Annotated in this window: 18 protein-coding genes and 2 pseudogenes; 3 read left to right on the top strand and 17 right to left on the bottom strand. The window is 69.3% G+C overall.

Annotation, left to right across the window (positions count from 1 at the left end; genetic code table 11):
• Nucleotides 1-105: 105 nt before the first annotated feature.
• The 3 genes from ACQ859_RS07345 to ACQ859_RS07335 are packed head-to-tail and all read right to left on the bottom strand — an operon-like array spanning nucleotide 106 to nucleotide 2,427.
• Entirely contained in the window at nucleotides 106-576 is a 471-nt protein-coding gene (locus tag ACQ859_RS07345; protein WP_431265220.1) for a DUF3429 domain-containing protein, read from the bottom strand.
• Between the two features lie 56 nt (nucleotides 577-632).
• The gene (locus ACQ859_RS07340) at nucleotides 633-1,406 is read right to left on the bottom strand and encodes a DsbC family protein (protein WP_431265219.1); all 774 of its coding nucleotides are present in this window, start codon (nucleotides 1,404-1,406) and stop codon (nucleotides 633-635) included.
• A 40-nt stretch (nucleotides 1,407-1,446) separates the two neighbouring features.
• Nucleotides 1,447-2,427 carry an FAD-dependent monooxygenase gene (locus ACQ859_RS07335; RefSeq protein WP_431265218.1) on the bottom strand — a complete coding sequence of 327 codons (981 nt, stop codon included), beginning with the start codon at nucleotides 2,425-2,427 and terminating at the stop codon, nucleotides 1,447-1,449.
• Between the two features lie 295 nt (nucleotides 2,428-2,722).
• Here ACQ859_RS07335 and ychF point away from each other — a divergent pair, with 295 nt between their 5' ends.
• Nucleotides 2,723-3,814: a redox-regulated ATPase YchF gene (gene ychF, locus ACQ859_RS07330; RefSeq protein ID WP_431265217.1), complete on the top strand. Its 1,092-nt coding sequence runs from the start codon at nucleotides 2,723-2,725 to the stop codon at nucleotides 3,812-3,814.
• Between the two features lie 128 nt (nucleotides 3,815-3,942).
• On the opposite strand, the gene ACQ859_RS07325 is transcribed toward ychF, so the two are convergent.
• The gene (locus ACQ859_RS07325) at nucleotides 3,943-5,307 is read right to left on the bottom strand and encodes an ATP-binding protein (RefSeq protein ID WP_431265216.1); all 1,365 of its coding nucleotides are present in this window, start codon (nucleotides 5,305-5,307) and stop codon (nucleotides 3,943-3,945) included.
• Nucleotides 5,307-5,972, bottom strand: a complete 666-nt coding sequence (locus ACQ859_RS07320) for a response regulator (RefSeq protein ID WP_431265215.1) — start codon at nucleotides 5,970-5,972, stop codon at nucleotides 5,307-5,309. Before ACQ859_RS07320 ends, ACQ859_RS07325 begins: the two co-directional genes overlap by 1 nt.
• Before the next feature lie 226 nt (nucleotides 5,973-6,198).
• Between ACQ859_RS07320 and ACQ859_RS07315 the strand changes: the two genes are divergently transcribed.
• The gene (locus ACQ859_RS07315; protein WP_431265214.1) at nucleotides 6,199-7,002 is read left to right on the top strand and encodes a MipA/OmpV family protein; all 804 of its coding nucleotides are present in this window, start codon (nucleotides 6,199-6,201) and stop codon (nucleotides 7,000-7,002) included.
• A gap of 47 nt (nucleotides 7,003-7,049) precedes the next feature.
• On the opposite strand, the gene ACQ859_RS07310 is transcribed toward ACQ859_RS07315, so the two are convergent.
• The 4 genes from ACQ859_RS07310 to ACQ859_RS07295 all read right to left on the bottom strand — a co-directional run bounded on the left by ACQ859_RS07310 (nucleotide 7,050) and on the right by ACQ859_RS07295 (nucleotide 11,691).
• Nucleotides 7,050-7,925, bottom strand: a complete 876-nt coding sequence (locus tag ACQ859_RS07310) for a glycoside hydrolase family 16 protein (protein WP_431265213.1) — start codon at nucleotides 7,923-7,925, stop codon at nucleotides 7,050-7,052.
• A gap of 104 nt (nucleotides 7,926-8,029) precedes the next feature.
• Complete coding sequence (locus ACQ859_RS07305) at nucleotides 8,030-9,346, bottom strand: extracellular solute-binding protein (protein ID WP_431265212.1); 1,317 nt, start codon at nucleotides 9,344-9,346, stop codon at nucleotides 8,030-8,032.
• Nucleotides 9,343-10,242, bottom strand: a complete 900-nt coding sequence (locus ACQ859_RS07300) for an MOSC N-terminal beta barrel domain-containing protein (protein WP_431265211.1) — start codon at nucleotides 10,240-10,242, stop codon at nucleotides 9,343-9,345. The genes ACQ859_RS07305 and ACQ859_RS07300 overlap by 4 nt, the downstream gene beginning before the upstream one ends.
• 45 nt (nucleotides 10,243-10,287) lie before the next feature.
• The gene (locus ACQ859_RS07295) at nucleotides 10,288-11,691 is read right to left on the bottom strand and encodes a glycoside hydrolase family 30 protein (RefSeq protein WP_431265210.1); all 1,404 of its coding nucleotides are present in this window, start codon (nucleotides 11,689-11,691) and stop codon (nucleotides 10,288-10,290) included.
• Between the two features lie 315 nt (nucleotides 11,692-12,006).
• Here ACQ859_RS07295 and ACQ859_RS07290 point away from each other — a divergent pair, with 315 nt between their 5' ends.
• Nucleotides 12,007-12,969, top strand: coding sequence for an IS110 family transposase (locus ACQ859_RS07290; RefSeq protein ID WP_431263498.1), 963 nt, complete (start codon nucleotides 12,007-12,009; stop codon nucleotides 12,967-12,969).
• Nucleotides 12,970-13,108: 139 nt separating this feature from the next.
• On the opposite strand, the gene ACQ859_RS07285 is transcribed toward ACQ859_RS07290, so the two are convergent.
• From ACQ859_RS07285 to ACQ859_RS07250, 8 genes and pseudogenes are all read right to left on the bottom strand, one after another.
• Nucleotides 13,109-14,179, bottom strand: coding sequence for a hypothetical protein (locus tag ACQ859_RS07285; RefSeq protein ID WP_431265209.1), 1,071 nt, complete (start codon nucleotides 14,177-14,179; stop codon nucleotides 13,109-13,111).
• A 100-nt stretch (nucleotides 14,180-14,279) separates the two neighbouring features.
• The gene (locus ACQ859_RS07280; protein ID WP_431265208.1) at nucleotides 14,280-16,268 is read right to left on the bottom strand and encodes an RICIN domain-containing protein; all 1,989 of its coding nucleotides are present in this window, start codon (nucleotides 16,266-16,268) and stop codon (nucleotides 14,280-14,282) included.
• A gap of 125 nt (nucleotides 16,269-16,393) precedes the next feature.
• Nucleotides 16,394-18,298 (bottom strand): glycoside hydrolase family 2 protein, encoded by a 1,905-nt coding sequence (locus tag ACQ859_RS07275; RefSeq protein ID WP_431265207.1) that lies wholly within the window; start codon nucleotides 18,296-18,298, stop codon nucleotides 16,394-16,396.
• Between the two features lie 50 nt (nucleotides 18,299-18,348).
• Nucleotides 18,349-19,335 (bottom strand): galactofuranose ABC transporter, permease protein YjfF, encoded by a 987-nt coding sequence (yjfF, locus tag ACQ859_RS07270; RefSeq protein WP_431265206.1) that lies wholly within the window; start codon nucleotides 19,333-19,335, stop codon nucleotides 18,349-18,351.
• The gene (locus ACQ859_RS07265) at nucleotides 19,332-20,429 is read right to left on the bottom strand and encodes an ABC transporter permease (RefSeq protein ID WP_431265205.1); all 1,098 of its coding nucleotides are present in this window, start codon (nucleotides 20,427-20,429) and stop codon (nucleotides 19,332-19,334) included. Before ACQ859_RS07265 ends, yjfF begins: the two co-directional genes overlap by 4 nt.
• Nucleotides 20,426-21,169 (bottom strand): annotated as a pseudogene (locus ACQ859_RS07260) (ATP-binding cassette domain-containing protein); the annotation flags it as partial. The gene ACQ859_RS07265 and the pseudogene ACQ859_RS07260, both read right to left, overlap by 4 nt.
• Nucleotides 21,170-21,732: 563 nt before the next feature.
• A pseudogene (locus tag ACQ859_RS07255) lies at nucleotides 21,733-22,080 on the bottom strand (ATP-binding cassette domain-containing protein); the annotation flags it as partial.
• A gap of 104 nt (nucleotides 22,081-22,184) precedes the next feature.
• Complete coding sequence (locus ACQ859_RS07250) at nucleotides 22,185-23,123, bottom strand: ABC transporter substrate-binding protein (protein WP_431266484.1); 939 nt, start codon at nucleotides 23,121-23,123, stop codon at nucleotides 22,185-22,187.
• Between the last annotated feature and the right edge of the window lie 159 nt (nucleotides 23,124-23,282).

The following is a 23,282-nucleotide window of genomic DNA, read 5'->3' as shown; positions in this document are numbered from 1 at the left end:
AAGGCTGGCCCGCGCGTGGTGCGCGGGGGCGCGTTTTTGGGCGGTTCTCGTTCAAGGCGCCGGTCCAGGGTTCGCCCGGATCGACGCCTGTGCGGATTCGGGACTTCAGGTTCCCTGGGCGGCGATGAAGCAGCTGAGCGCCGCCACGGCGCTCAGCCGGAAGCGCAGCGTCAGCCAGGCCGACGCGCCCAGCGACGGGTACAGCTTGCGGTCGGCGACGTAGCAGGCGATCAGCAGGAAGCCCTCGATCACCAGGCCGGCGTAGGGCGGCATCGTCGAGGCGATCCAGGCCAGCAGCGCCGGCACGATGCCCCAGATGAAGGGCGACGGCGACGGGATGCTCTGGCGCATGCCCAGGCCCCAGTGGATCGCCCCCAGGAAGGTGATGACGATGGCCGCGTAGCGCGACAGCCCGTCGGTGACATAGGGATGGGCGTCCTCCCGCACCAGCCAGACCAGCACCGCGCCGAGCACGAAGGGGATCAGGCCGGCGTAACCCAGTCGCGCGGCGATCGGGTTGACGGAGGCCGAGGCGGCGTGCACCGGGGCGGCGTGATGGGGCGTGCGGTCGCTCATGGGAATCGGGGGGATCGGTCGGGATCGAGGCGGGATCAGTCGGTGTCGAGGCGGGCTCAGGACTTCTTCTGGGACTTGTCCGCGTCCTGGATCGCCTGGAAGCGTTGCTCGAGCTGCTGCGGGCTGAGCGCGCCCGGGGCGCGGGTGCCGTTCTCGAACAGGATGGCCGGCGTGCCGTTGACGCGGATCTTCTGGCTCAGGGCCAGGTTGCGCTGGATGGCCGAGCTGTCGCACTTCGGATCGGCCGGGCCCGTCATCGCGCCGTCGATCATCCAGTTGCGCCAGGCGACGGTGTTGTCCTTGGCACACCACATGGTGCGCGACTTCTCCGGCGAGTCGCCGCCGAGGATGGGGATCACGAAGGTGTAGACGGTGACGTTGTCGACCTCCTGCAGCGACTTCTCGAAGCGCTTGCAGTAGCCGCAGTTCGGGTCGGCGAAGACGGCGATGCGGCGCTTGCCGTCCCCCTTCTTCCAGACGATCGCGTCCTTGAGCGGCAGCGACGCGAAATCGATCGCGGTGATCTTGTCGATGCGTTCCTGGGTGACGTTCTTGCGGTTCTTCAGGTCGAGGATCTCGCCCTCGATGAGGTACTGGCCGGTGGCGTCGGTGTAGCGGATCTCGCTGCCGATGCGGACCTCCCACAGCCCGGCGACAGGGCTGGGACGGACCTCGTCGACCTTGATGTCCTTGGTCAGGGACATCGCGAGGTTCTTGCGGATGGTGTCCTCGTTGGCCTGGGCGGAGCAGCCGTACAGGCCGAGCGCAGCCAGCGAGGCGACCAGGGCGACGGTCTTGCGGGAGAACAGGGAGGACGAGGTGGCGGTCATGGGGACTTTCGAAAACTTCCAGGAAGAACGGCCGGGCCGTTCAATGGCCGAGCGCGCGCGCCGTGAGCCACTTCTTGAGCGGGCCGGCGCGGTCGACCAGGCGCAGGCCTTCATTGCGGAGCCGGGCCAGCACCGGCGCCTGGCTGGCGAAACCGCGCAGCAGGCCGTCGGTCAACTCGCCCATCGCCCAGGTCGGGGCGATGCGGGCGCGGGCGTAGCGGCGCAGCAGCTTCTCGTCGCCGAGGCTGCGCCAGGATTCGCGACGGACGATGACGTCGACCAGCGCCTCGACATCGGCCAGGCCGAGGTTGAGGCCTTGCCCCGCCAGCGGGTGGACGAGGTGGGCGGCGTCGCCGAGCAGCACCCAGCCGGGGCCGCACAGCGTGTCGGCGCGGCACAGCTGCAGCGGCCAGGCCTGACGCTCGCCGGCGAGCTGGAGCGTGCCGGCGGCACCGCCGGTGGCTTCGAGCAGGGCGGATTCGAATTCGGCCGGGCCGGCGGCCATCAGGCGGCGGGCCTCGTCCTTGGGCAGCGACCAGACCAGGCCGTAGCCGTGGCCGGGTTCAGGCCGGTCGAAGGGCAGCAGCGCCAGCACGTCCGGCGAGCGGAACCACTGCCAGGCCTGCCCCTGGTGCGGCTTGCTGGCGACCAGCCGGGTGGCGACGCCCATGTGGCCGTAGTCGTGACGCTCGTAATGCACGCCGAATTCCTGCGCGGCGCCGGTGTCGCGGCCTTCGCACAGGGCCTGCAGCGTGGCGGGGACCGGCTCGGTCACGCGCTGCACATGCGGCGCGAAGCGCAACGCGGCATCGAGCTGGTCCTCCAGCGCGGCCGCGTCGACGATGTGGGCGAGCTCGCCGGCCCCCTGCTGCCAGGCGCTGAAATGCAACTCGGCGCCGGCGCGGTCGCCGTGGATGCGCATGTCATGCACGGGGGTGCGGGCGTCCTCGGCCAGGCCTTCCCACACGCGCAGCCGGGTGAGCAGCGCGACGGAGGCGGCATTGAGCGCGTAGGCGCGCACGTCCGCGGAAGAGGATGGGGGGCGGTCGGCCGGGCGAGCAGGGCCACGCGCAGGCCGCGGGCGCCGAGCGCCAGCGCCAGGCTGCGACCGACGCAGCCGTTGCCGCGCACCAGGACGTCGAACTTTTCCATGGAGGACGATTGTAGGCAGGGGCGATGGGGCGGTTCCGGCCGGCCTTCCAGGCGGCGCACGGCGCCCGGACCGGCGGTTGACTAAAATGCCGGTTTCGCCCGCGCGCTGCCGCAGGCCCGTACAGCCCCCAGCATTCCCCAAGCATTTCCCCCGAAAGCCAACCATGAGCCTCAAATGCGGCATCGTGGGCCTGCCCAATGTCGGCAAGTCCACCCTCTTCAACGCGCTGACCAAGGCCGGCATCGCCGCCGAGAACTATCCCTTCTGCACGATCGAGCCGAACGTGGGCATCGTCGAGCTGCCCGATCCGCGCCTGGGGAAGCTGGCCGAGATCGTGAAGCCGGAGCGCATCGTGCCGGCGATCGTCGAGTTCGTGGACATCGCGGGTCTGGTGGCGGGGGCGTCCAAGGGTGAAGGTCTGGGCAACCAGTTCCTGTCGCACATCCGCGAGACGGACGCGATCGTGAACGTGGTGCGCTGCTTCGAGGATCCGAACGTGATCCACGTCAACGGCAAGGTGGACCCGATCTCCGACATCGAGGTGATCCAGACCGAGCTGTGCCTGGCCGACCTGGGGACGGTGGAGAAGAGCCTGCATCGCTACAACAAGGTGGCGCGCGCGGGCGACAAGGAAGCGGCGGCGCTGGTGAAGGTGCTGGAGAAGTGCCAGGTCGCGCTGGACCAGGCCAAGCCGGTGCGCTCGATCGACTTCAGCAAGGAAGAGCTGGTCATCCTGAAGCCGCTGTGCCTGATCACGGCCAAGCCGGCGATGTTCGTGGGCAACGTGTCGGAAGACGGTTTCGAGAACAACCCGTTCCTGGACCGCCTGAAGGACTACGCGGCGGGCCAGAACGCGCCGGTGGTGGCGATCTGCGCCAAGACCGAGGCCGAGCTGTCGGAGATGGAAGACGAGGACCGCGCGATGTTCCTGGCCGAGATGGGCCAGGACGAGCCGGGCCTGAACCGCCTGATCCGCGCCGGCTTCAAGCTGCTGGGCCTGCAGACCTACTTCACGGCGGGCGTGAAGGAAGTGCGCGCGTGGACCATCCACATCGGCGACACGGCGCCGCAGGCGGCCGGCGTGATCCACACCGACTTCGAACGCGGCTTCATCCGCGCGCAGACGATCGCCTTCGACGACTTCATCCAGTTCAAGGGTGAACAGGCGGCCAAGGACGCCGGCAAGATGCGCGCGGAAGGCAAGGACTACGTGGTCAAGGACGGCGATGTGCTGAACTTCCTGTTCAACGTCTGACCATCCTTTTCCGGTCCCCGAGACGCCCGCCTCTGCGGGCGTTTTTCATTGGCCGGCTGAACGCGGGGACCGCGACGATCACGGCGGTTGCGGTCCGTCCCCCTCCCGGCCCAGTCGCCAGAGCAGCGTCACCTGAAGGCCCCGCCCCCGAGGCCAGGCGACAGCTTGACCCGGCCTCCCAACTGACGCGCCGCAGCCAGCACGATGGACAGGCCGAGCCCCGAGCCCGATGTGGACAGGCTCGCCGCGTGGCCGCGCCAGAAGCGCTCGAAGACCTGCTCCCGGTCGACGTCGGCGATGCCCGGCCCGTCGTCGCTGACGCTGATGGCACACCAGTCGTTCTCGCCGCGCTCCAGCACGGCCTCGACGTGTCCCCCGGCGCTGCCATGGCGGATGGCGTTGCTGACGAGGTTGTGGACGATGGTCTCGACGCCGTGTTCCGGTACCCAGGCGATCAGGCTGTCGCAGCCCTGGTAGCTCAGCTCGATGCCGCGCGTGGCGGCGTCGCTCGCATGGAGCGCGAGGCAGTCGCGCATCAGGTTCGCCAGGTCGATGCGCGACCGGCGCGCCCCGTCGCCCGCCTCCAGGCGCGCGAGCACCAGCAGCTGGTTCACCAGCCGCGCCGAGCGTCCGACGCCCAGGCCCAGGCGCTGCATCGCCTCGTCGCGTTGCGGCCCCGGCGGCGAATGCTTCAGCGTGTCGTACTGCGCCGAGATGACGGCCAACGGCGTCCGGAGTTCATGCGCGGCATCGGCGAGGAAGGCCCGTTCCCGCTGCAGCAGCTCGGACAGTCGTGCCAGCGTGTCGTTCAGCGCGTCCGCCATCGGCATCAGCTCGCGGTGCGGCGGATCGAGGTGGACCGGCGCCAGGTCGCCGACCTGCCGCGCAGCGAGGCTCTCCGACAGCCGCCGCAGCGGGGCCAGTCCTGTCCAGACCGCCAGCCAGATCGGCAGGAAGAGCAAGGGGATGCAGGCCAGCAACTGGGCCAGCGCCGTCGTGTTGAAGACACCGGCGCAGAGCATCCTCATGCGCATCTCCCGGGTCTGCGCCACCAGGATCACGCGGTCGCCGCCGAGGGCCACCTCACGATGCACGCGCCACCGTTGCCCATCCACGTCGGCGTCGAAGAAACCGTTGGCGACCTCCGCCCGGAAATCGGGCAGCGGCACGCCGCCGCGCGCGATCAGCGCCTGTGCGCCGTCCCGGATCTCGAACCCGTAGGGCGCGCCGTCCACGCCCGCCAGGATCCCGTCTTCCACCAGCTTCAGGCGCACGCTCTCCAGCGCCGAATGCAACGACAGGTCGGGGTCCTTGAGCACGCGGTCGATCACGTGCGACATCGCGTGCATCTCCTTGTCGAAGTCGCCCGAGTCCGACCAGGTCGAGGCGCTGAACGAGATCCCCGTCACCACGACCCAGACCACCGCATAGGCGCCCAGCAGGGAGAAGAGCTGCCTGCGCGCGATGGAGGGGCGCGTGAACCAGCGGCGCATCACTCGGCCAGGCTGTAGCCCACGCCGCGCGTGGTGAGGATGCGGGTCTCGCCGAGCTTGCGTCGCAGGTTGGCGATGTGCCACTCCAGCGCGCCGAAGTCCAGCGGCTCCGACAGGGGCGAGATGGCCTGCGCGAGGCGGTGCTTGGCGACGACTTCGCCCGGGCGCCGCGCCAGTTCGGCGAGCACGCCGAATTCCTTGGGCGACAACGCGACGAGGGTGTCGTCCAACCTGACCTCGTGGCGCGCGGTATCGATGCGCAGCGGGCCGATCGTCCAGATCGCGGTCGCATAACCGCCCGCGCGCCGCGTCACGGCGCGAATGCGCGAAGCCAGCTCCTCGGCGGCCACCGGCTTGAGGACGTAGTCGTCCGCGCCTGCATCCAGCCCGGCCACGCGCGTCTCCAGCGCATCGCGCGCGGTCAGCACGATCACCGGGACCTTCAGCCCCTGCTGGCGCCAGTGCGTCAGCAGCTTGAGGCCGTCGCCGTCGGGCAGCCCGAGGTCGAGCAGCACACAGGCGAACCGTGCGGCGTCATCGCCGTCGGTCAGCGCGCGGGCCGGCGCCACGCCGCGCACCCACTCGCTCGTGAGCCCGCAACCGGCCAGCGCGCGCTGCACGTCGGCACCGAGATCGAGGTCGTCTTCAACGAGGAGGAGGTGCACCGGCAGGACCCGAGAGGCTGGGAAACAGCCAGTCTAGCCAACGCCAACCGAGGACTCGCCCAGGTCCGCCGCGCCTCCCGCGCGACGGGGCCACTCGGCATTTCCTGGGCATCGACTTCCAACAATCCCGTCACCGCATGCCGACCCGCCCGGGGTTCCGCATCCGATCCACCCGCATCACCTGCGTCAGCTGCATCACCTGCATCACCCGCTTCAACACCGAACCATGACTTCACTTCAACAGTTCCGCATCACGCTCACCGCCGCCCTGCTGGCCTATGGGTGCTCCGCATCCGCCCAGGAATCGGCCCCGCCCCTGGGCCTCAGCGGCCAGGTCGGCGTCGCCGCCGTCAGCACGTCCACCTACCTCGGCAGCCCGAACCGCGTGACGGTGCCGGCACCTGACCTCGGCCTGAGCTATCGCACCCGCGACTGGGGTCACATCGACCTCGACGGGCGTTCGGGCCTGAGCTGGAATGCCGAGGTCGGCGCGTTCTGGGGCGGCGTCCTGCTGGGCGTCGATCCCGGCCGGAAGGAACGCAAGCCGAGCGGCGGCTTCCCGGTCCCCGGCGACGCCCGCCTCAAGGGCATGGGAGACATCCGCAGCAGCGCGCAGGTCGGCGCGATGGCGGGTTACGGACCGGTCGGCGTCATGGTCCTGAAGTCGGTCGGCAGCCGCGGCAGCGAGGGTGCGCAATTCAGCCTGCTGACCCGGCACGCGATGCCGGTGGGAGACCGGCTCACCGTCACGCTGGACGCCAGCGCGACCTGGGCCGACCGCAAGATGATGCAGGCCTACTTCGGTGTCACGCCGACGCAGTCGGCCTCCAGCGGCTTCGCGGCCTACGCGCCCAAGTCCGGCCTGGAGAAGGCGGACCTGGCGCTGGGCGCCGAGTACAAGATCACCGATCACTGGACGGTGAAGGGCAACATCGGCGCGACACGCCTGCTCGGCGACGCGCGTCACAGCCCGATCGTCAGCAAGCCGACGGTGGCGACCGTCGGGGCGGGCGTGGCTTACCAGTTCTGATCCTCACGGGGCTGGCGGAACGTGGCGAGGCGGGATCCGCCTCAGGATCACTTCCCCGCCTGATACACCTTCACGTAATCGACCTCGTACCCGATCGGGAAGATCTTGTCGTCGATCTCCCCGCCGAGGTCGCCGCCGATGGCGAGGTTGAGGATCAGGAACTGCGGCTTGTCGAACGGCCATTGCGCCGTTCCCGTGCCCAGGTTCGGATACGCCGCGTGCACCTGCCCGTCGATGCCGAAGCGGATCTCCTTCGGCGTCCACAGCATCTGGTAGTTGTGGAACACGCCGCAGGCCGTGGCGAGCTTGCGGCCGTCGCCGACGCCGTGTCCTCCGTGCCCCGAGGTCGTGTGCACGGTGCTGAACACCCAGTCCGGCTTCTGCCCCATGTGCTCGAGGATGTCGAGTTCCCCCGACGCCGGCCAGTCGCCCTGGCTGCCGAGCGTCCAGATCGCCGGCCACGTGCCCTGCCCGCAGGGCAGCTTGGCGCGGATCTCGAAGTAGCCGTAGGTCCACTCGGCCTTGCCCTTCGTGATCAGCCGCGTCGACGTGTACTGCTGGCCGCCCCAGTCGGCCTGCGTCGACAGCGACTCCTTGCGCGCCGTGATCACCAGCCGACCGTCCTTCAGCGACGCGTTCTCGGCGCGCGGGCCCGAGTAGTACTGCTTCTCGCGGTTGTGCCAGCCCTGCTTGTTCATGCCGGTGTCGTAGGCCCACTTCGATTCGTCGGGCAAGGTGCCCTTGTCGAATTCATCGGACCACACCAGCGTGTAGCCCGCCGGCAGTCCGATCGGACCGGTCGCCGCGCCGCCCTTCCCGGTCGCCGTCTGGGCCTGGGCCTGGGCCAGCGCCGCGCCGCCATCGATCGCCAGGGCCGCCAGCAGGGGCACGGCGGCCCAGCGCCGCGTCAGTCGTTGCTTCATGAACGGGGTCTCCTTCGTTGCAGGTCGTCGTGATCCGTCGTGTCGCGACCCGTGGTGGTCGGCCATGATCGGCCCTGGCCAGCGGCGCACCGGCCGCGGCCGGTTCAGCGCTTCGCGCGCCGTTGCAGCAGTTGCTCGGCGTCCGCCAGCGCGCCCTTGATCGTCTTCTGTCCGCGCAGCACCTTGTCGAGCTCGGTCTGCACGACCTCCTCCGCGAACTTGGCCTGCTTGTGCACCGGCAGCGCCGTGATGCGCAGAGCGTCGTCGCGCCACAGCAGCCGCGCGCGCTGGCCGCCGAGGAAGTCCACCGGCTCGCTGAAGAACGGGTCGTCGTGGACATCCCGCAGCGCCGGGAAGGCGTCGTAGGACTTGAAGGCCTGCAGCTGCCGCTGCGGGTTCAAGGTCATCAACTGGATGAAGTCCCACGCCAGGCGCTTGCGCGACGGCGCGGACTTGCGCGCGATCGCATAGAAGGTGCCCCCGTACGGCGCGTGCGACCCGCCCGGCAGCGAGGACACCCGCCACAAGCCCTTGGTCTCAGGCGCGATGAACGCATTGAGCTGTCCCACCAGCCACGCCCCGGACAGCTCCGTCGCCAGACGGCCCTGCTTGAAGCCCGCACCCCAGTCGTTCGACCAGGCCGTCACCTTCGCATCGAGCCCCTTCTGCCGCGCCCGCAGCGCGACCTCGAACGCGCGCTCGAAGCGCGGCGAGTTCACCAGGACGTTGGATTCGGTGTCGAAGTAGATGCCCTCGCCCGGCTTCAATCCATCGGCGATCAGGATGTCCTTGATCTCCTGCACGTTCGCGATCAGGTAGGCCCCGGTCCGCGCCTTGATGCGCTCGCCGGTCGCCACGTAGGCGTCCCAGCTGCGCGTCAGGTCCTCCGGAGCCACCTCCGCGCGTTCGATGACGTCCTTGCGGTAGAGCATCGTGCCCGGCCCGATGTCCGCGGGCATCGCGACCACCGCCCCGCTGCGCGCGATCGCCTGGTCGTACGCGTAGGGCACGATGCGTGACCGGAAGGCCTCGATGCCGAACGGCGGCTGCCGCAGGTCGTCGAGCCCGCCGCCCTGCGCAAAGCGGCCGACGAAGCTCGACTCCAGCGCCATCACGTCCGGCAATCCCACCGCCGTGGACAGCGCGGTCGTCATCGCGGTGTGGTGGTCGGTGTACTGGCGCATCAGGATACGCAGTTCCACGTCCGGATGCAGGGCCTGCCACGCCGGGATCGCGGCCTTGGCGATCTCGTCCATCAGCGGGAAGGCGGCGATCGTCAGCACCTCGCGCGTCTGCGCCAGCGCCGGCACGACCAGCACGCCGGACCACGCCGGCGCCGTCATCGCCGCGAGCAAGCCGCGGCGGGTCAGACCCTGCGGCAGGCGCCCGTTGCGCCCCTGGTTTTCGTCGTGCGCGCTCAAAAGTCGAGCTCCATCGTCAGGACCGTGCCTTCACCCAGCGATCCGCCCGGCGGCGGCTGCAGGTAGACGCCGAAGCGCGAGGCCTCGCCCGGCCAGCGTTGCGCGCTGAGTTCGGAAATCGCCGCGTCGACGCCGGGACTCACCTCGCCGGTGTCCGGATCCACGTTCGGCACGATGCAGCGCTCGCACGCCGAGGCGTAGGTCATGCGCCGCCACCAGCCCTCGCCGTCGCGCCAGACCAGCTGCAGCAGATGTTCCTCGACGAACGGCACCAGCGCGTCCTGCAGACCGCGCAACACGAGGTTGGGACGCAGCCGGCGCACATCGACGCGATCGTGCCGATGGGCCGCGAGGTGCTCGTTGAGCTCGACAACCGACCCCGTGGAGACCGCATGCAGCGCGTTCGGCGCCGTGGCCAGCATCGACGGGCGCTCGAGCTTCACGAGGCGGAGATCCTCGCCGGTGACCTCGCGCAGGAACTGCGCCGCCACCGCGCCCGCGTCGCGGCCCGGATAGATCACCATGCGGCGCTCCTCGGCGTTCCAGATGAGCGCCTGCGTGACGTCGCCTTCCGCTTCGCGCGACAGGCGCAGCGGCTGCTGTCCTTGCGCGCAGAGCAGCAGCGCGTCGGCCAGCAGCTTGGGCTGCAGCAGCGCGAGCTTCGGATGCGATCCGAGCCAGGCGAGCTCGCCGCGCGCATCGACGACGATCCACTCGCGGTCGCCGACGATGCGGCCGTCCCCGTCGAAGCGCAGATCGGACACGCGCACGCCGGCGCAGGACTTCACCGGATACACGTACAGCGCCTCGACGCAGGCGTAGGCCGTCGACGATGCGCCGGCGCGGTCGCCGTCGGTGGCGGCGGCCCTGGCGGTCCTGGCGCTCGTGCCGGTCATGGCGCCCGTGGGCGCGGCGAGGGGGCGAAGTGGCCCACGTCGACCTCAGCGCGGCAACACGTAGGTCGCGATGCAGCGCGGCGGCAGCGACGCGACGCCCGCCTGGCCGTCGATGCGCAGCGAGAAGCGGTGCTCCCGCTCGCTGCGGTTCATCACGACGACGGCGATGCTGCCGTCCTCGTTGACAGCCGCCGTGCATTCGAGATCCTGGCTGCTCGCCGAGCACAGCACGCGGAAGGCGCCCGGCTTGATGAAGCGGCTGAAGTGGCCGAGGTAGTCGTACGAGCTCTGCGGCATCAGCCGGTTCTGCTCGCGGTCCGCGAGCATCGGCGCGCTGCACAGGTTGCCGACGTGGTTCGGTCCGCCGGTCTCGTCGAGCAGCAGGTTCCAGTCGATCCAGCCCACGGTCCAGCGGTTCAGGTCGTTGAGGATGCTGCGGCCGTAACGCTCGCCGGTGTTCCACGAGCCGATGTGCGGTCCGCCTTCCTGGCAGCCTTCGGTGAACAGCAGCTGCTTGTCCGGATAGGCGTCGTGCAGCAGGCCGACGTGGTCGAAGTGGTCCTCGACGTACCAGTGGAAGCCACAGCCCCAGACGTACTTCGCGGCCTCGGGGTCCGAGTACACGACATCGGCGCGCTGCACCATCTGGTCCCGGTTGTGGTCCCAGATGACGACCTTGATCCGCTGCAGCCCCGCCGCATGCAGCGCCGGGCCGAGGTGGTCGCGGACGAAGTCGCGTTCCTCCTCCGCGGTGTAGACGCACGAGTCCCAACGCTGCACCGCATCCGGCTCGTTCTGCACCGACACGCCCCAGACGGGCACGCCTTCGGCCTCATAGGCCTGGATGAACTTCACGTAGCACTGCGCCCAGGCCTTCGCGTACTGCGGCAGCAGCTTGCCGCCGTTGTTCATCTGGCCGTTGGTCTTCATCCACGCCGGCGGGCTCCACGGCGACACCAGCAGCTTCATCGGTCCCGGCGCGACCTTCATCGCCGCCTGGATCATCGGCAGCAACGCGCGGCGGTCGCGGTCGATGTTGAAGTGCGTCAGCGCCTTGTCCCCCGGCACGTCCGCATGCGCGTAGTTGCCCAGCGCGAAGTCGCAGCTGTTCATGTGGACGCGGTTGAACGTGTAGCCGTGGCCCGCGTTGACGTCGAAGTAGGCTTGCAGCAGCGCGTTCGCCTCGGCGGGCGGCAGCTTCTGCCAGGTCGTCGCGGAGGCTTCGGTGAAGGCGCCGCCGAAGCCCTCGATGCGCTGGAAGCGCCGCGCGCTGTTGACGACCAGCTTGGGCATGCCGGCGATCGCGGCATCGGCCATCAGCTGCGCCACCGGCTGCAGCGCCAGCTCAGGCTGCGCCTTCAGGCGCGTCGAGCTCGCCAGGTCCGCGCCTTTGGCGGACAGGGTCCATCGCAGGGACGCGCGTGCGCCCGCTGAAGTTGTCTCCGTCATCGAACTACCTTTGTTGTCGTGTTCAGGCCAGCGCTTGAAAGCGCTTTCATAGTCCGAGCATAGAGGCAGTCGGCTTGACGGTCAATCCAGGGATGGCCCGGAGTCCTTCCACGGCCGCTGGCCCTCACCCCTGCCCTTGTATGTAGCAAAGTACGCCCAGGCCGCCACAGGCCGACCAGCCCAGGGTAGGCGCTTCGGCGCCATGCCGAGGGAGAGCGAGGGTCGTGGCGGCCGACCTCGGTTCGTCATGAACAGACAGCCCGAACGGTTGTGAGGTCCATTGAGGCCGTATCGAACACAAGGAAGGGCGCTGGCATGAGCGAAGAGATCTTCATCGGTGTTGACGTTTGCAAGGCGTGGCTGGACCTGGCTCAGGTACCCGCTGCGCCTGCCGACAAGTCTGGCGCGTTGTCGCCGCGAGTGGACAACGACGAGTCTGGACGAGCAGCGCTGGTATCGCAGCTCAAGAAGCTGGGGCCCACGCTGGTGGTGATGGAGGCCACCGGTGGCTTCGAGGCGGCGCTGGCGAGTGAGCTGTGCGCGGCTGGAATCGCCGTGGCGGTGGTCAATCCCAAGAAGGTGCGCGACTTCGCCCGCGCGACCGGTGTCCTTGCCAAGACGGACCGGCTGGACGCTCAGGTGTTGGCCAGGTTCGCACAGGCCATTCGTCCTCAGGTGTATGCGCTACCGGGCGAGACGCAGCAGGAGATCATCGAGCTGGTGGATCGGCGAGCGCAGCTGGTGACCATGCGGGCGCAGGAGAAGAACCGCTTGTCCACGGTCAAGCACGTGGCACGCACGAGCGTGCGGCAACACATCGAGTGGCTGGATAAGCGGATCAAGGAGATCGACAAGGATCTGGACGGTCGCTTGAAGGACTCGACGATCTACCAGCCCAAGTACGAACTGTTGGACAGCGTGCCGGGTGTCGGTCGAGTCACGGTCACGATGCTGCTGGGGCGCCTGCCCGAACTGGGCACCTTGGACCGCAAGCGCCTGACGGCGTTGGTGGGCCTGGCGCCGTTTGCCGATGACAGCGGCAAGCGGCGCGGCCAGCGCTACATCCAGGGCGGACGAGCGGACATCCGCACGGCGATGTACATGGCTGCACTCACGGCCAAGCGATGCAACGGGCCCATCAAGGCGTTGTACGAACGTCTGCGCCTGGCGGGCAAGCCCTTCAAGGTGGCGATGACCGCATGCATGCGCAAGCTGCTGATCATCCTCAACGCCATCCTCAAAACCGGCCAACCCTGGAGAAACGCCGAAGCCGCTTGACACGGTTGCTCTCCCGCAAGCGGGAGAGGGCGAAAGAGGAGCCAGCGCTGCGAGCCGATCCGGTCGGACTCCCTCTCCCGCTAGCGGGAGAGGGCGGGGGTGAGGGCCCGCTGCGGTGGCAGTGCAGAGGCCTCTTGTCTCACTTTTCCGGATACGCCTTGCGCAGCGCCTCGTACTGCGCCTTCGTGATCGGCATCATCGAGCCGTGGCGCAGCTGCGCGGGCATCTCGAAGCGGTCCCACTCCTTGCGGCGCGAGTTGCCCCAGACCTCCACCCACGGACCTTCGAGGCGGGGCGCCATCGACAGGCCGTAGCCGTTGCCCGCGTACTGCTCGTAGTACAGGAACCAGTCGATACCGTTGGGCGCGCGCACCAGCGTCGGCGCCTCGCGGAACGCGGGACTCAGCGCCGGGCCGGGCTCGGGATACGGGCCCAGCAGTTCCTGCGCGCAGGTCATGCGGATGGTCTTGCCCGTCGTCCAGATGTAGGACGGGTAGCGCTCGTCCTTGATCACCGCGCAATAGCCGCCCTCCGGATTCGCGATCAGGAAGGTGTCGATGGTCGCGATCTCCCAGTTGAACAGGCGCTTGGGCGGCGCGTCGAAACGCTTCAGGTCCGGCGACAGCGCGTAGAGCGTGCGCTGGCTCGACCAGTAGCGCTCGGGATCCTCGGGGACGCCGGGCACCGTGGCTGTATGCCACAGCACCACGAACTGGTTCGACGGCTTGTCGAAGTAGAGCTTGGGCGCGCCGATGCGCTGCATCGCATTGGGCAGGCCGGCGACCTTCGACAGGTCGGGCCGGTAGGTGCCGAAGACCTGCCACTTGATCAGGTCGTCCGAGACCCAGAAGCGGATGTCCGGATCGTCGTCGCTCTTGTTGCCGACCAGGTAGAAGCGGCCGTCCGGTCCCTGCGCGATGGACGGGTGGCCGTGGTACTCCTCGTTGACGGCCTTGCCGCCGTTGAGCTTGGTCCAGTGCAGGCCGTCCAGGCTCACCGCGTAGTGCAGCACGCCGTAGCGTGCGTCGGTCATGTGGGCGAAGAGGTAGGCCTCGGGGCCGGTCTTCGCGAGCGCGGCCGCGCTCGGCGGACCGGCCGTATGGGCCGGGTTCGCCACGACGGCGGGTTTGGCCGCCGGAGCCTGCGCCATGACGGTCGACACCGCGGCCATCGCCAGGATCGCGCCCGCAAGCGCTCGGATGCGTCTCATGTCTCTCTCCTTGTTTGCATTGCTGAATCGATCCTGCGCGATGGCTTCTCCCGCAGGAGCAGCGCGCCTCGACGCGCGGCTCCTCAGTCACGTCCCGGCGTCACGGCGCCGAGATCGCCCATCGCTGGCAGTCGCCGCCCAGCCATTCCCACTGCTGGACCTTGGCGCCGTTGGTCGTCGAACAGGCGTTCACGTCGAGCACGCGACCGCTGTTCTTGTTGATGAAGCGCCAGTAGCCGGCACCGACGTTCTCGATGCCCCAGCGCTGCGTGGCCGCGTTGTTGGCCGTCCATTGCCGCACCTGCGCGCCCATCGCCAGCGAGGCGTCCTGCACCTCGAGCTTCAGGCCGCTGTTCACCGAGGTCAGTTCGTAGAAGCCGTCCGAGGTCGCGGTGACGTTCCAGCGCTGGCAGTTGGCGCCGCTGTAGGGCCACTGCTGCACCAGACCGCCGGCGGCCGTCGAGCAGCCCGCCACGTCGAGCGCCTGCGCGCTGTGCTTCGCGATCACCTTGTAGGTGCCGTTGGCGACGTTGTTCGGGCTGACGCGTTCGAACTTCCAGCGCTGACAGTCGCCGCCGATCCAGCTCCATTGCTGGACCTTGGTCCCAGCCGCGGTCGAGCACGCATCCACGTCCAGCACCAGGTTGCTGTTCTTGTTGATTACGCGGAAGTAGCCGTCGCCGACCGGCTCGATGCGCCACTTCTGGCAGTTGTTGTTGACCACCGTCCAGGTCTGCACCTTGCCGCCGCTGGCCGTGGAGCAGCCGTCGACATCGAGCTGCTGCCCGCTGTGCTGCGCCGTCAGCGTGTAGTCGCCGTTGCCGGTGTTGGTGACGCGCCAGCGCTGGCAATCGCCGCCGACCCAGCTCCATTGCTCGATCTGCGTGCCGGCGGCCGTCGAGCAGCCCGTCACGTCGAGCACCTGCCCGCTGTGCTTCGCGACGAGCCGGTAGACGCCGTCCGCGACCGGCTGGTTCAGCGGCACGCTCGCGAACTGCACGCGGCAGGCGACGTTGGCCATCTGCAGCACGCGGGTGCCGTCCGTCGACGGCAGCAGCTGGCTGCTGTAGTTGCTGCACGGGTCGGTGCCGGTGTTCGGCGTGACCAGCGGCGCGGCGGCCTCGGTCCACTGCCCGGCGCCACCGTTCGTGTTGAACATGTAGATGCGGCCGTTGACGTCGTCGTTGATCGCGTTGCCGGCGTTGCGGCGCACGATCTGGCCGATCAGCAGCAGGCGCCCCTGCGCGCTGCCGTCATTCATCCACGACACCGTCGGCGCATGCGAGAAATGGTTACCCGCCGTCGATTCGACACGCGTGCCCATGTTGCTCGCCGTGCCCCAGTTGCTGCCGTTGGACGAGGTCCGGAGGTACACGTCGCAGCTGCGCGAGCCGCAGATCTCGTAGCTCATCACGTAGCTGCCGTTGGGCAGCCTGCGCACGATGGGCATGCCGGGACGCAGGTCGCCGTTGTCGCTGATGCCGACGTCGATCGTGTCGGCGCTCCAAGTGAGGCCGCCGTCGGTCGACACCTTGTGCGCGATCAGCTGGTTGAAGCCGCCGGACTTGTATTCCTCGCTCGAATAGAACATCAGCAGCCGGCCGGCGCTGTCGACCGAGAACTCCGGCTCCCAGGTGCCGACGCTGCCCGTCGCCGCAATGGCGTGCGAGGTCCAGGTCCGGCCGACGTCCGTGCTGCGGTAGATGCGGATCGAATACGCGCTGCCGTTGCGGGTCGTCGTCGCCCAGAACAGCGTGCCCGGCGCGGTCGAGCCGAGCTGCTGAGGGACCTCCCACATGCCGCTGCAGCAGTGCCACGGCTCGGGCACCGTGACGCTGCCGACCTGGGTCCAGGTCGTGCCCTGGTTGGTGCTCTCGTAGATCAGCGACTGCGCGCCGCCGAGGTCGTAGGACGCGATCAGGCGGCCGTTGGCACCACCGCTGGCGGCCAGCCGGATCATCCGCGGGTAGAAGCTGTCCTGGTTGCCCAGGACCGTCTCCGCCGCCTGCGACGGCCCGGCGACGAAGGCGGTCGCCGCCATCACCATCGCGAGCAGCCAGCGCCACCCACTCCAAGCGAACTTGCTCATGCGTGTCTCCATGTGCGGCCTCGCGGGCCGCGTTGCTGTCGTCGAACGGCGAGGTAAGCGGCGCCGATCAGGGAAGGGGCGGCTCTGCGGCCGCCGCCGGTTGTCTTGGATGGGCCTGTGGCCCGTCAGCGCACGCCCGCGGCGCCTGAGGCGGCGGACGCCGCCGGAGCGGCCGCCTCCGGCGGCAGGCCGTCGATCAACGCCTTGTTGGCCTTGGCCACGCGGTCGAAGTCCAGCTTCTTCACGCGGCGGTCGTAGGTGAAGAAGCCGTTGAGCTCCTCCTCGACGTCCGTCGTCTCGGTGTAGATCGCGGCGCTCAGGCCCTTGTCGGCGCGGAAGCCGCGCAGCGTGTTGACCTGCGCGACGTAGGCATCGTTGATCGCGGCCGCGCTGTCGAACAGGTGGTAGCAGCACTTCGACTCGGGCCGGTACATGTGATCGGGCACCTTCAGGCTGTTGCCGCCGTACTCGCCGAGCACGGCGATGCGCCACGGCTGATACGCCGGCGCGGCCGGACCGGGGTAGTCGTGCAGGTCGATCAGGTCGCCGCCGCCCTCGTCGTGCGGTGCGAAGTTGATGCCGGAGTGCGCATTGATCAGCCGCGTCGGGTCCATCGCCCGGAACTGCGCGGCCATGCGGCGATGCTCGAAGTCGCCCCAGCTCTCGTTGAAGATCACCCAGGTGACGATGGACGTCTCCGAGCGCAGCTGGTCGACGATCCCGCGCCACTCGACCTCGGTCTTCGCGCGCACGGCCAGGTCGGTCTCCGCATCCCAGGCCTGCGGCATGTCCTGCCACACCAGCAGGCCGAGCTTGTCCGCGTGGTGGAACCAGCGCGCCGGCTCCACCTTGATGTGCTTGCGGACCATGTTGAAGCCGAGCTTCTTCGTCTCCTCGAGGTCGAAGCGCAGGGCGGCGTCGGTCGGCGCCGTGTAGAGGCCGTCGGGCCAGAAGCCCTGGTCCAGCGGGCCGAACTGGAACACGAACTTGCCGTTCAGCAGCGGGCGCGGCACGCCGTCGACCATGCCGACCTCGATGCTGCGCATGCCGAAGTAGCTGTCGACCTGGTCGACGACCTGGCCGTCGCGGCGCAACGTGACCTGGAGGTCGTAGAGGAACGGATCGTCGGGCGACCACAGCCGCGGTTGCGGCACGGGCAGCGAGAGCGCCTTGTCGGCAGCACCTCGTACACGACCGACGACCTTCCCGTCCTTCAGCGCGACGGCCTCGACCTGCAGCCCTTTCGCCTCGCCGGCGCGCACGGTCAGCGCGAGCCGCTGTTCGCCGACCACCGGCGTTATGTCGAGCTTCGCGATGTGCGCCGGACCGACCGGCTCCAGCCACACCGTCTGCCAGATGCCGGAGCTCGGCGTGTAGAAGATCCCGCCCGGCTTCAGCGACTGCTTGCCGAGCGTGCCGTCGTTGGTGCTCGGATCGAAAGCGGCGACGACGAGCTCATTGCGCCCGGGTTTCAGCATTGGCGTGATGTCGAAGCCGAAGGACGTGTAGCCGCCCTCGTGCTGTCCGACGCGCGAGCCGTTGACGTAGATCGTCGCCAAGCGGTCGACGGCGCCGAAGTTGATGCGCACACGCTGCCCCTTCCAGGCCGCGGGCACCTCGAAGCTGCGGCGGTACCAGAGGTTCAGCTCGCCGAGACGCTCGATGCCCGACAGCAGCGATTCCACCGGATACGGGACGCGCACGCGTTCGGTCGATGCCGGGAACTTCGGCGCCGAAGCCGGCGGCACGCGCGCGTCCGGGGCGCTCTTGCCGCCCCAGTAGTCCCACTGGCCGTTGAGGTTGAGCCATTGCGCGCGGACCAGCTGCGGGCGCGGGTATTCGGGGAAGGGCACCGGGGCCTTCAGGGCCTCGTCGGTCCATGGCGTGGTGAGCCGCACATGCGGCGCGGGCGCGACGACGGCCTGCGCGTCCTGCCAGGGCTGCGCCGTCGCCGTTCCGCTCAGCGACGCGAGCGCCGAGAAGGCCGCTGCCAGGGTCGCGGCGATCCGCAGGGAATGCTTCGAAGACATCGATCTGTTTCCTCGTTGTTCTGGTGAAGTGCCGATGAAGGGAGGCAGACTCAGGCGCGCCGCGACGAGCGGCCGTGCCACAGCACCATCACGCGCTGCAGCCCGCAGAACAGGCCCAGCAGCGCGCCGATCACGATGCGGGTCCACCACGAGCTCAAGGTGCCGTCGAACAGGATCAGCGTCTGGATCAGGCCCAGCATCAGCACGCCGGTCAGCGCGCCCAGCACATGGCCGATGCCGCCGCTGAGCAATGCCCCGCCGATGACGACCGCGGCGATCGCATCGAGTTCCAGTCCCTGCGCATGCAGCCCGTAGCCCGACAGGGTGTAGATGCCGAACAGCACGCCGCCGAGCGCGGCGCAGCCGCCGCTGAGCGCGTAGACGCCGATGCGTGTCGCGGCGACGGGCAGGCCCATCAGCCGCGCGGACGTCTCCTGCCCGCCGAGCGCGAAGACCGCCCGCCCGAACGGCGTTGACCGCGACACGGCCACCGCGAGCGCGAGCACCGCCAGCGCGCAGACCGCGCCCGGTGTGATCTCGCCGAGCGGCCCCAACGACCAGCGCGCCTGCGACCACGCGGTCAGCGTCGCGTCGGTGATCGGGATCGAGTCGACGCTGAGCAGGTAGCAGAGCCCGCGCGCCAGGAAGAGCCCGGCCAGCGTCACGATGAACGGCGGGATCGCGAAGACATGGATCACCGCGCCCATCAGCGCCCCGAAGGCCGCGCCGCCGAGCAGCAGCAGCGGGATCAGCACCAGCGGCGACAGGTGCGCGCGCTCGACACCGAGCGCCAGCAGCATCGTCGTCAGCGCCACGACCGAGCCCACCGAGAGGTCGATGCCGCCCGACAGGATCACGAAGCTCATGCCGACGGCGACGACGAGCAGGAAGGCGTTGTCGATCAGCAGGTTCAGCAGCACCTGGCTCGACAGCAGACCCGGGTAGGCCGAGGCACCGGCCAGCGCGCCGGCCACCAGCAGCAGCACGGAGGCCCAGCTCGGCAGGTCACGGGCATGCACGAGGGAACGGGCATTCATGACGTCGCTCCCGCGCGCCGTTGCCAGCGCTCGCGCCAGACGCGCCACACCGGCGCCTGGCTGATCGACACCGCGAAGACGACGGCGGCCTTCACCACCAGCGTGACTTCGGGGGCGATGCCGAGCGCGTAGATGCTGGTCGTCAGCGTCTGGATGATCAGTGCGCCCAGCAGGCTGCCGCGCAGGCTGAACCGGCCGCCGAGCAGCGAGGTGCCGCCGAGCGCCACGGCGAGGATCGCGTCGAGTTCCAGCATCAGGCCGGCGTTGTTGGCGTCGGCGCTCTTGATGTTGGCGCTGATCATCAGCCCGGCCACGCCGGCGCAGAGGCCGCACGCGATGTAGACCGCGAGCATCAGCCCGGCGGCGTGAACGCCGGCGAGCCGCGCGGCAGCGGGGTTGGCGCCGCTGGCCTGCAGGAACAGCCCGAGCGCGGTCCGGTGCTTCAGCAGGCCGAACAGCGCCGCGACACCCAGCGCGATCCAGGGCGCGAACGGCAGCCCCAGCAGGAAACCGCTGCCGAGGAAGAAATACGGCTCGTGATAGATCGTGATGATCTGGCCGTCGGTGATCAGCTGCGCGATGCCGCGGCCCGCGACCATCAGGATCAGCGTCGCGATGATCGGCTGGATGCCGCCGGCGACGACGAGCAGGCCGTTGAAAAGGCCGCAGACCGCCGCCGCGCCGAGCGCGCCGAGGATCGCCGTCGTCATCGGCATCGCCGCGCCCTCGCGCGTCACGAGCAAGGCCGCCACCGCGCCCGCGATCGCGACCACCGCGCCGACCGAGATGTCGATGCCGCGCACGGCGATCACCAGCGTCATGCCCATCGCGACGACCATCAGCGGCGCCGCGCGGTTGAGGATGTCGATCAGCGGCCCGTAGGCATGGCCGTCCTGCCAGCGCAGGCTCAGGAACTGCGGATTCAGCAGCGCATTCAGCGCCCAGAGCGCGAGCAGGACGTAGGCCGCGTGGCGCGCGCCGGCGTGGTGGTCGGCTCCTCGCCGCGCGGAGGGGTTCGCGAGGGTGTCTGCCGCCGCGGTCGTGTCCGCATCGGCGCCACGCCGCCAGCGGCGCAGGAAGGACGGCGCGCTCATGCGTGCGCCTCCGTGGCACCGGCCATCTCGTGCAGCAGGCGGTCCTCGTCGAGCCCGAGCGCGTCGAGCTCCGCCACCTGGCGGCGCTCCCGCAGGACGGTGACGCGGTCGCTCGCGCGCAGCACCTCGGGCAGCTCCGAGGAGATGAAGATCAGCGCCATGCCCTGGCGGCACAGGGTCAGCACCTGGTCCATCAGGTCCTGCTTGGCGGCGATGTCGATGCCGCGGGTGGGCTCGTCGAGGATCAGCAGCCGCGGCTCGGTCGCGAGCCAGCGCGCCAGGATGGCCTTCTGCTGGTTGCCGCCGGAGAGCAGTCCGATGGGCGTCTCCGCATCGGCGGTCTTGATGCCGAGCCGGGTGATGAAACGCTGCGCGAGTTCGCGTTGCGCGGGGCCCGACAGCGTTCTGAACACGCCGCGCCTGGCTTGAAGTGCGAGCACGATGTTCTCGCGCACGCTGAGCTCGGCGACGATGCCGTCGACCTTGCGTTCCTCGGGGCAGAAGGCCATGCCGACGCGAACGGCGTCGCGCGGGCTGCGCAGCCGCACGGCGTTGCCGTCGACGCGGATCTCGCCGGCGTCGGCGCGATCCGCGCCGAAGAGCAGGCGCGCGGTTTCGGTCCGGCCGGCGCCGAGCAGGCCGGCCAAACCCAGCACCTCGCCGGCAGCAACGTGCAGATCGATGCCCTCGACCGCGCCCCGGCGCCCGAGCCCCAGGGTGGCGAGGATCGACGGCCGCTGGCCCTCACCCCCACCCTCTCCCGCAAGCGGGAGAGGGGCAAGAGGCCGCTTGACTGCCTAGACCCCGCGCGCTGCGCGCGCCCCTCACCCCTGCCCTCTCCCGCAAGCGGGAGAGGGGGTAAGACGGGTGGCGCGGGCCGGTCAGCTCGGTGCATTCTCACTCCCTCTCCCGCTTGCGGGAGAGGGTGGGGGTGAGGGTCAGCGGCCATGGAAGTGCTGGAGCTTCTTGCTCCCTCTCCCGCTTGCGGGAGAGGGCGGGGGTGAGGGCCAGCGGCGGTGGAAGTACTGAATTCCCGGCCGAGCATCAAGGTCACGAGTTCCATGCGCGGCAGCTCGGACACCGCACGCTCGCCGACGAACTCGCCGTTGCGGAACACGGTGAAGCGATCCGCCACCGCGTAGGCCTGATCGAGGAAATGCGTGACGAGCAGCACCGCGACGCCTTCATCGCGGAGCTTCCGGATCATCGCGAGCAACCGCTCCGTCTCCGCTTCATCGAGCGACGATGTCGGTTCATCGAGGATCAGCACCCGCGCCTGCTGATGCAGCGCGCGGGCGATGGCGATCATCTGCTGGACAGCGACGGGGAAGTCGCCGAGTGGTCGGCGCACATCAGCCTGGATGCCGAGCCGCGCCAGCGCGTCACCGGCGTCCTCGCGCACCTTCGGCCAGTCGATCGCCACACCACCCCATCGACGCGGGAAGCGTCCGGCGAGGACGTTCTCCGCCACTGACAGGTTCGGACAGAGCTGCACCTCCTGATGCACGACCGCGATGCCGGCGCGCTGCGCCTCCAGCGGCGATCGCGCCGCGAAGGCCACGCCGTCGAGCGTGATCGACCCCGCGTCGCGGTCCTGCACCCCGGCGAGGATCTTGATCAGCGTGGACTTGCCCGCGCCGTTCTGCCCCATCAGCACCTGCACCTCGCCGGCGCGCAGCGTCAGCGCCGCGTCCAGCAATGCGGGCACCCCGCGGAAGGCCTTCGCGACCCCGCGTGCCTCCAGCACGACGCTCATCAGTACTTCCGCTTGGGCAGTTCCTGCGCGGCGACCTCGGCCGGGAACACGCCCTCCTCGGTCACGATGCGGCGCGGCACGGTCTTGCCGGCCTTCAGGTCTTTCACCGTCTGCATCAGCTGCGGCCCCAGCAGCGGGCTGCACTCGACAGTGACGTTGAGCTTGCCCGCGACCATCGCCTGGAACGCGCCCTTCACGCCGTCGATCGAGATGATCAGGATGTCCTTGGCCGGCTTCAGCCCAGCCTCCTCGATCGCCTGGATCGCGCCGATCGCCATGTCGTCGTTATGCGCGTAGAGCACGTCGATGTTGCGACCTTCGGCCTTGAGGAAGGCCTCCATGACCTCCTTGCCCTTCGCGCGGCTGAAGTCGCCGGTCTGCGAGCGCACGATCTTCAGGCGCGGGTCGGCCTTGATGCCTTCCTCGAAACCCTTCTTGCGGTCGAGCGCCGGCGCCGCGCCGACGGTGCCCTGCAGCTCGACGATGCGGATCTCCTTGCCAGGCGGGCGGCTCTTGACCTTGTCGGTCAGCCACTTCGCCGCGCGGCGGCCTTCCTCGACGAAGTCGGAGCCCATGAAGGTCGCCCACAGCGTGGTGTCGCTCTCCTGCACCGTGCGGTCGGTCAGGATCACCGGGATGCCGGCGGCTTTCGCCTCCCGCAGCACCGTGCCCCAGCCGGTCTCGACGACCGGCGACAGCGCGATCACGTCGACCTTCTGCGCGATGAAGGCGCGCAGGGCCTTGATCTGGTTCTCCTGCTTCTGCTGGGCATCGGCGAACTTGAGATCGATGCCGGACTCCTTCGCCGCGGATTTGATCGAGGCGGAATTGGCGGTGCGCCATTCCGACTCCGCGCCGATCTGCGAGAAGCCGAGGACGATCTTCTTGTCGGCGGCGAAGGTGCTGGGAATCGCGCCGAGCGCAGCCATCGCGCCCATCGACACGGAACCGAGAACGAAACGGCGGCGCGCGGCCGGACGAGCTTGTCGCATGGAAACTCCTTGGTCTGCGAAGGTCGCTGGCCCTCACCCCTACCCTCTCCCGCCAGCGGGAGAGGGAGTAAGAGGGTCTGAGCAGTGCCACCGCCGCTGGCCCTC

It is taken from the genome of Roseateles chitinivorans (assembly GCF_050632235.1).
Classification (GTDB): Bacteria; Pseudomonadota; Gammaproteobacteria; order Burkholderiales; family Burkholderiaceae_C; genus Roseateles; species Roseateles chitinivorans_A.
Note: the sequence above shows the minus strand (reverse complement) of the source record. Positions and strands in the feature narration are given on the sequence as shown.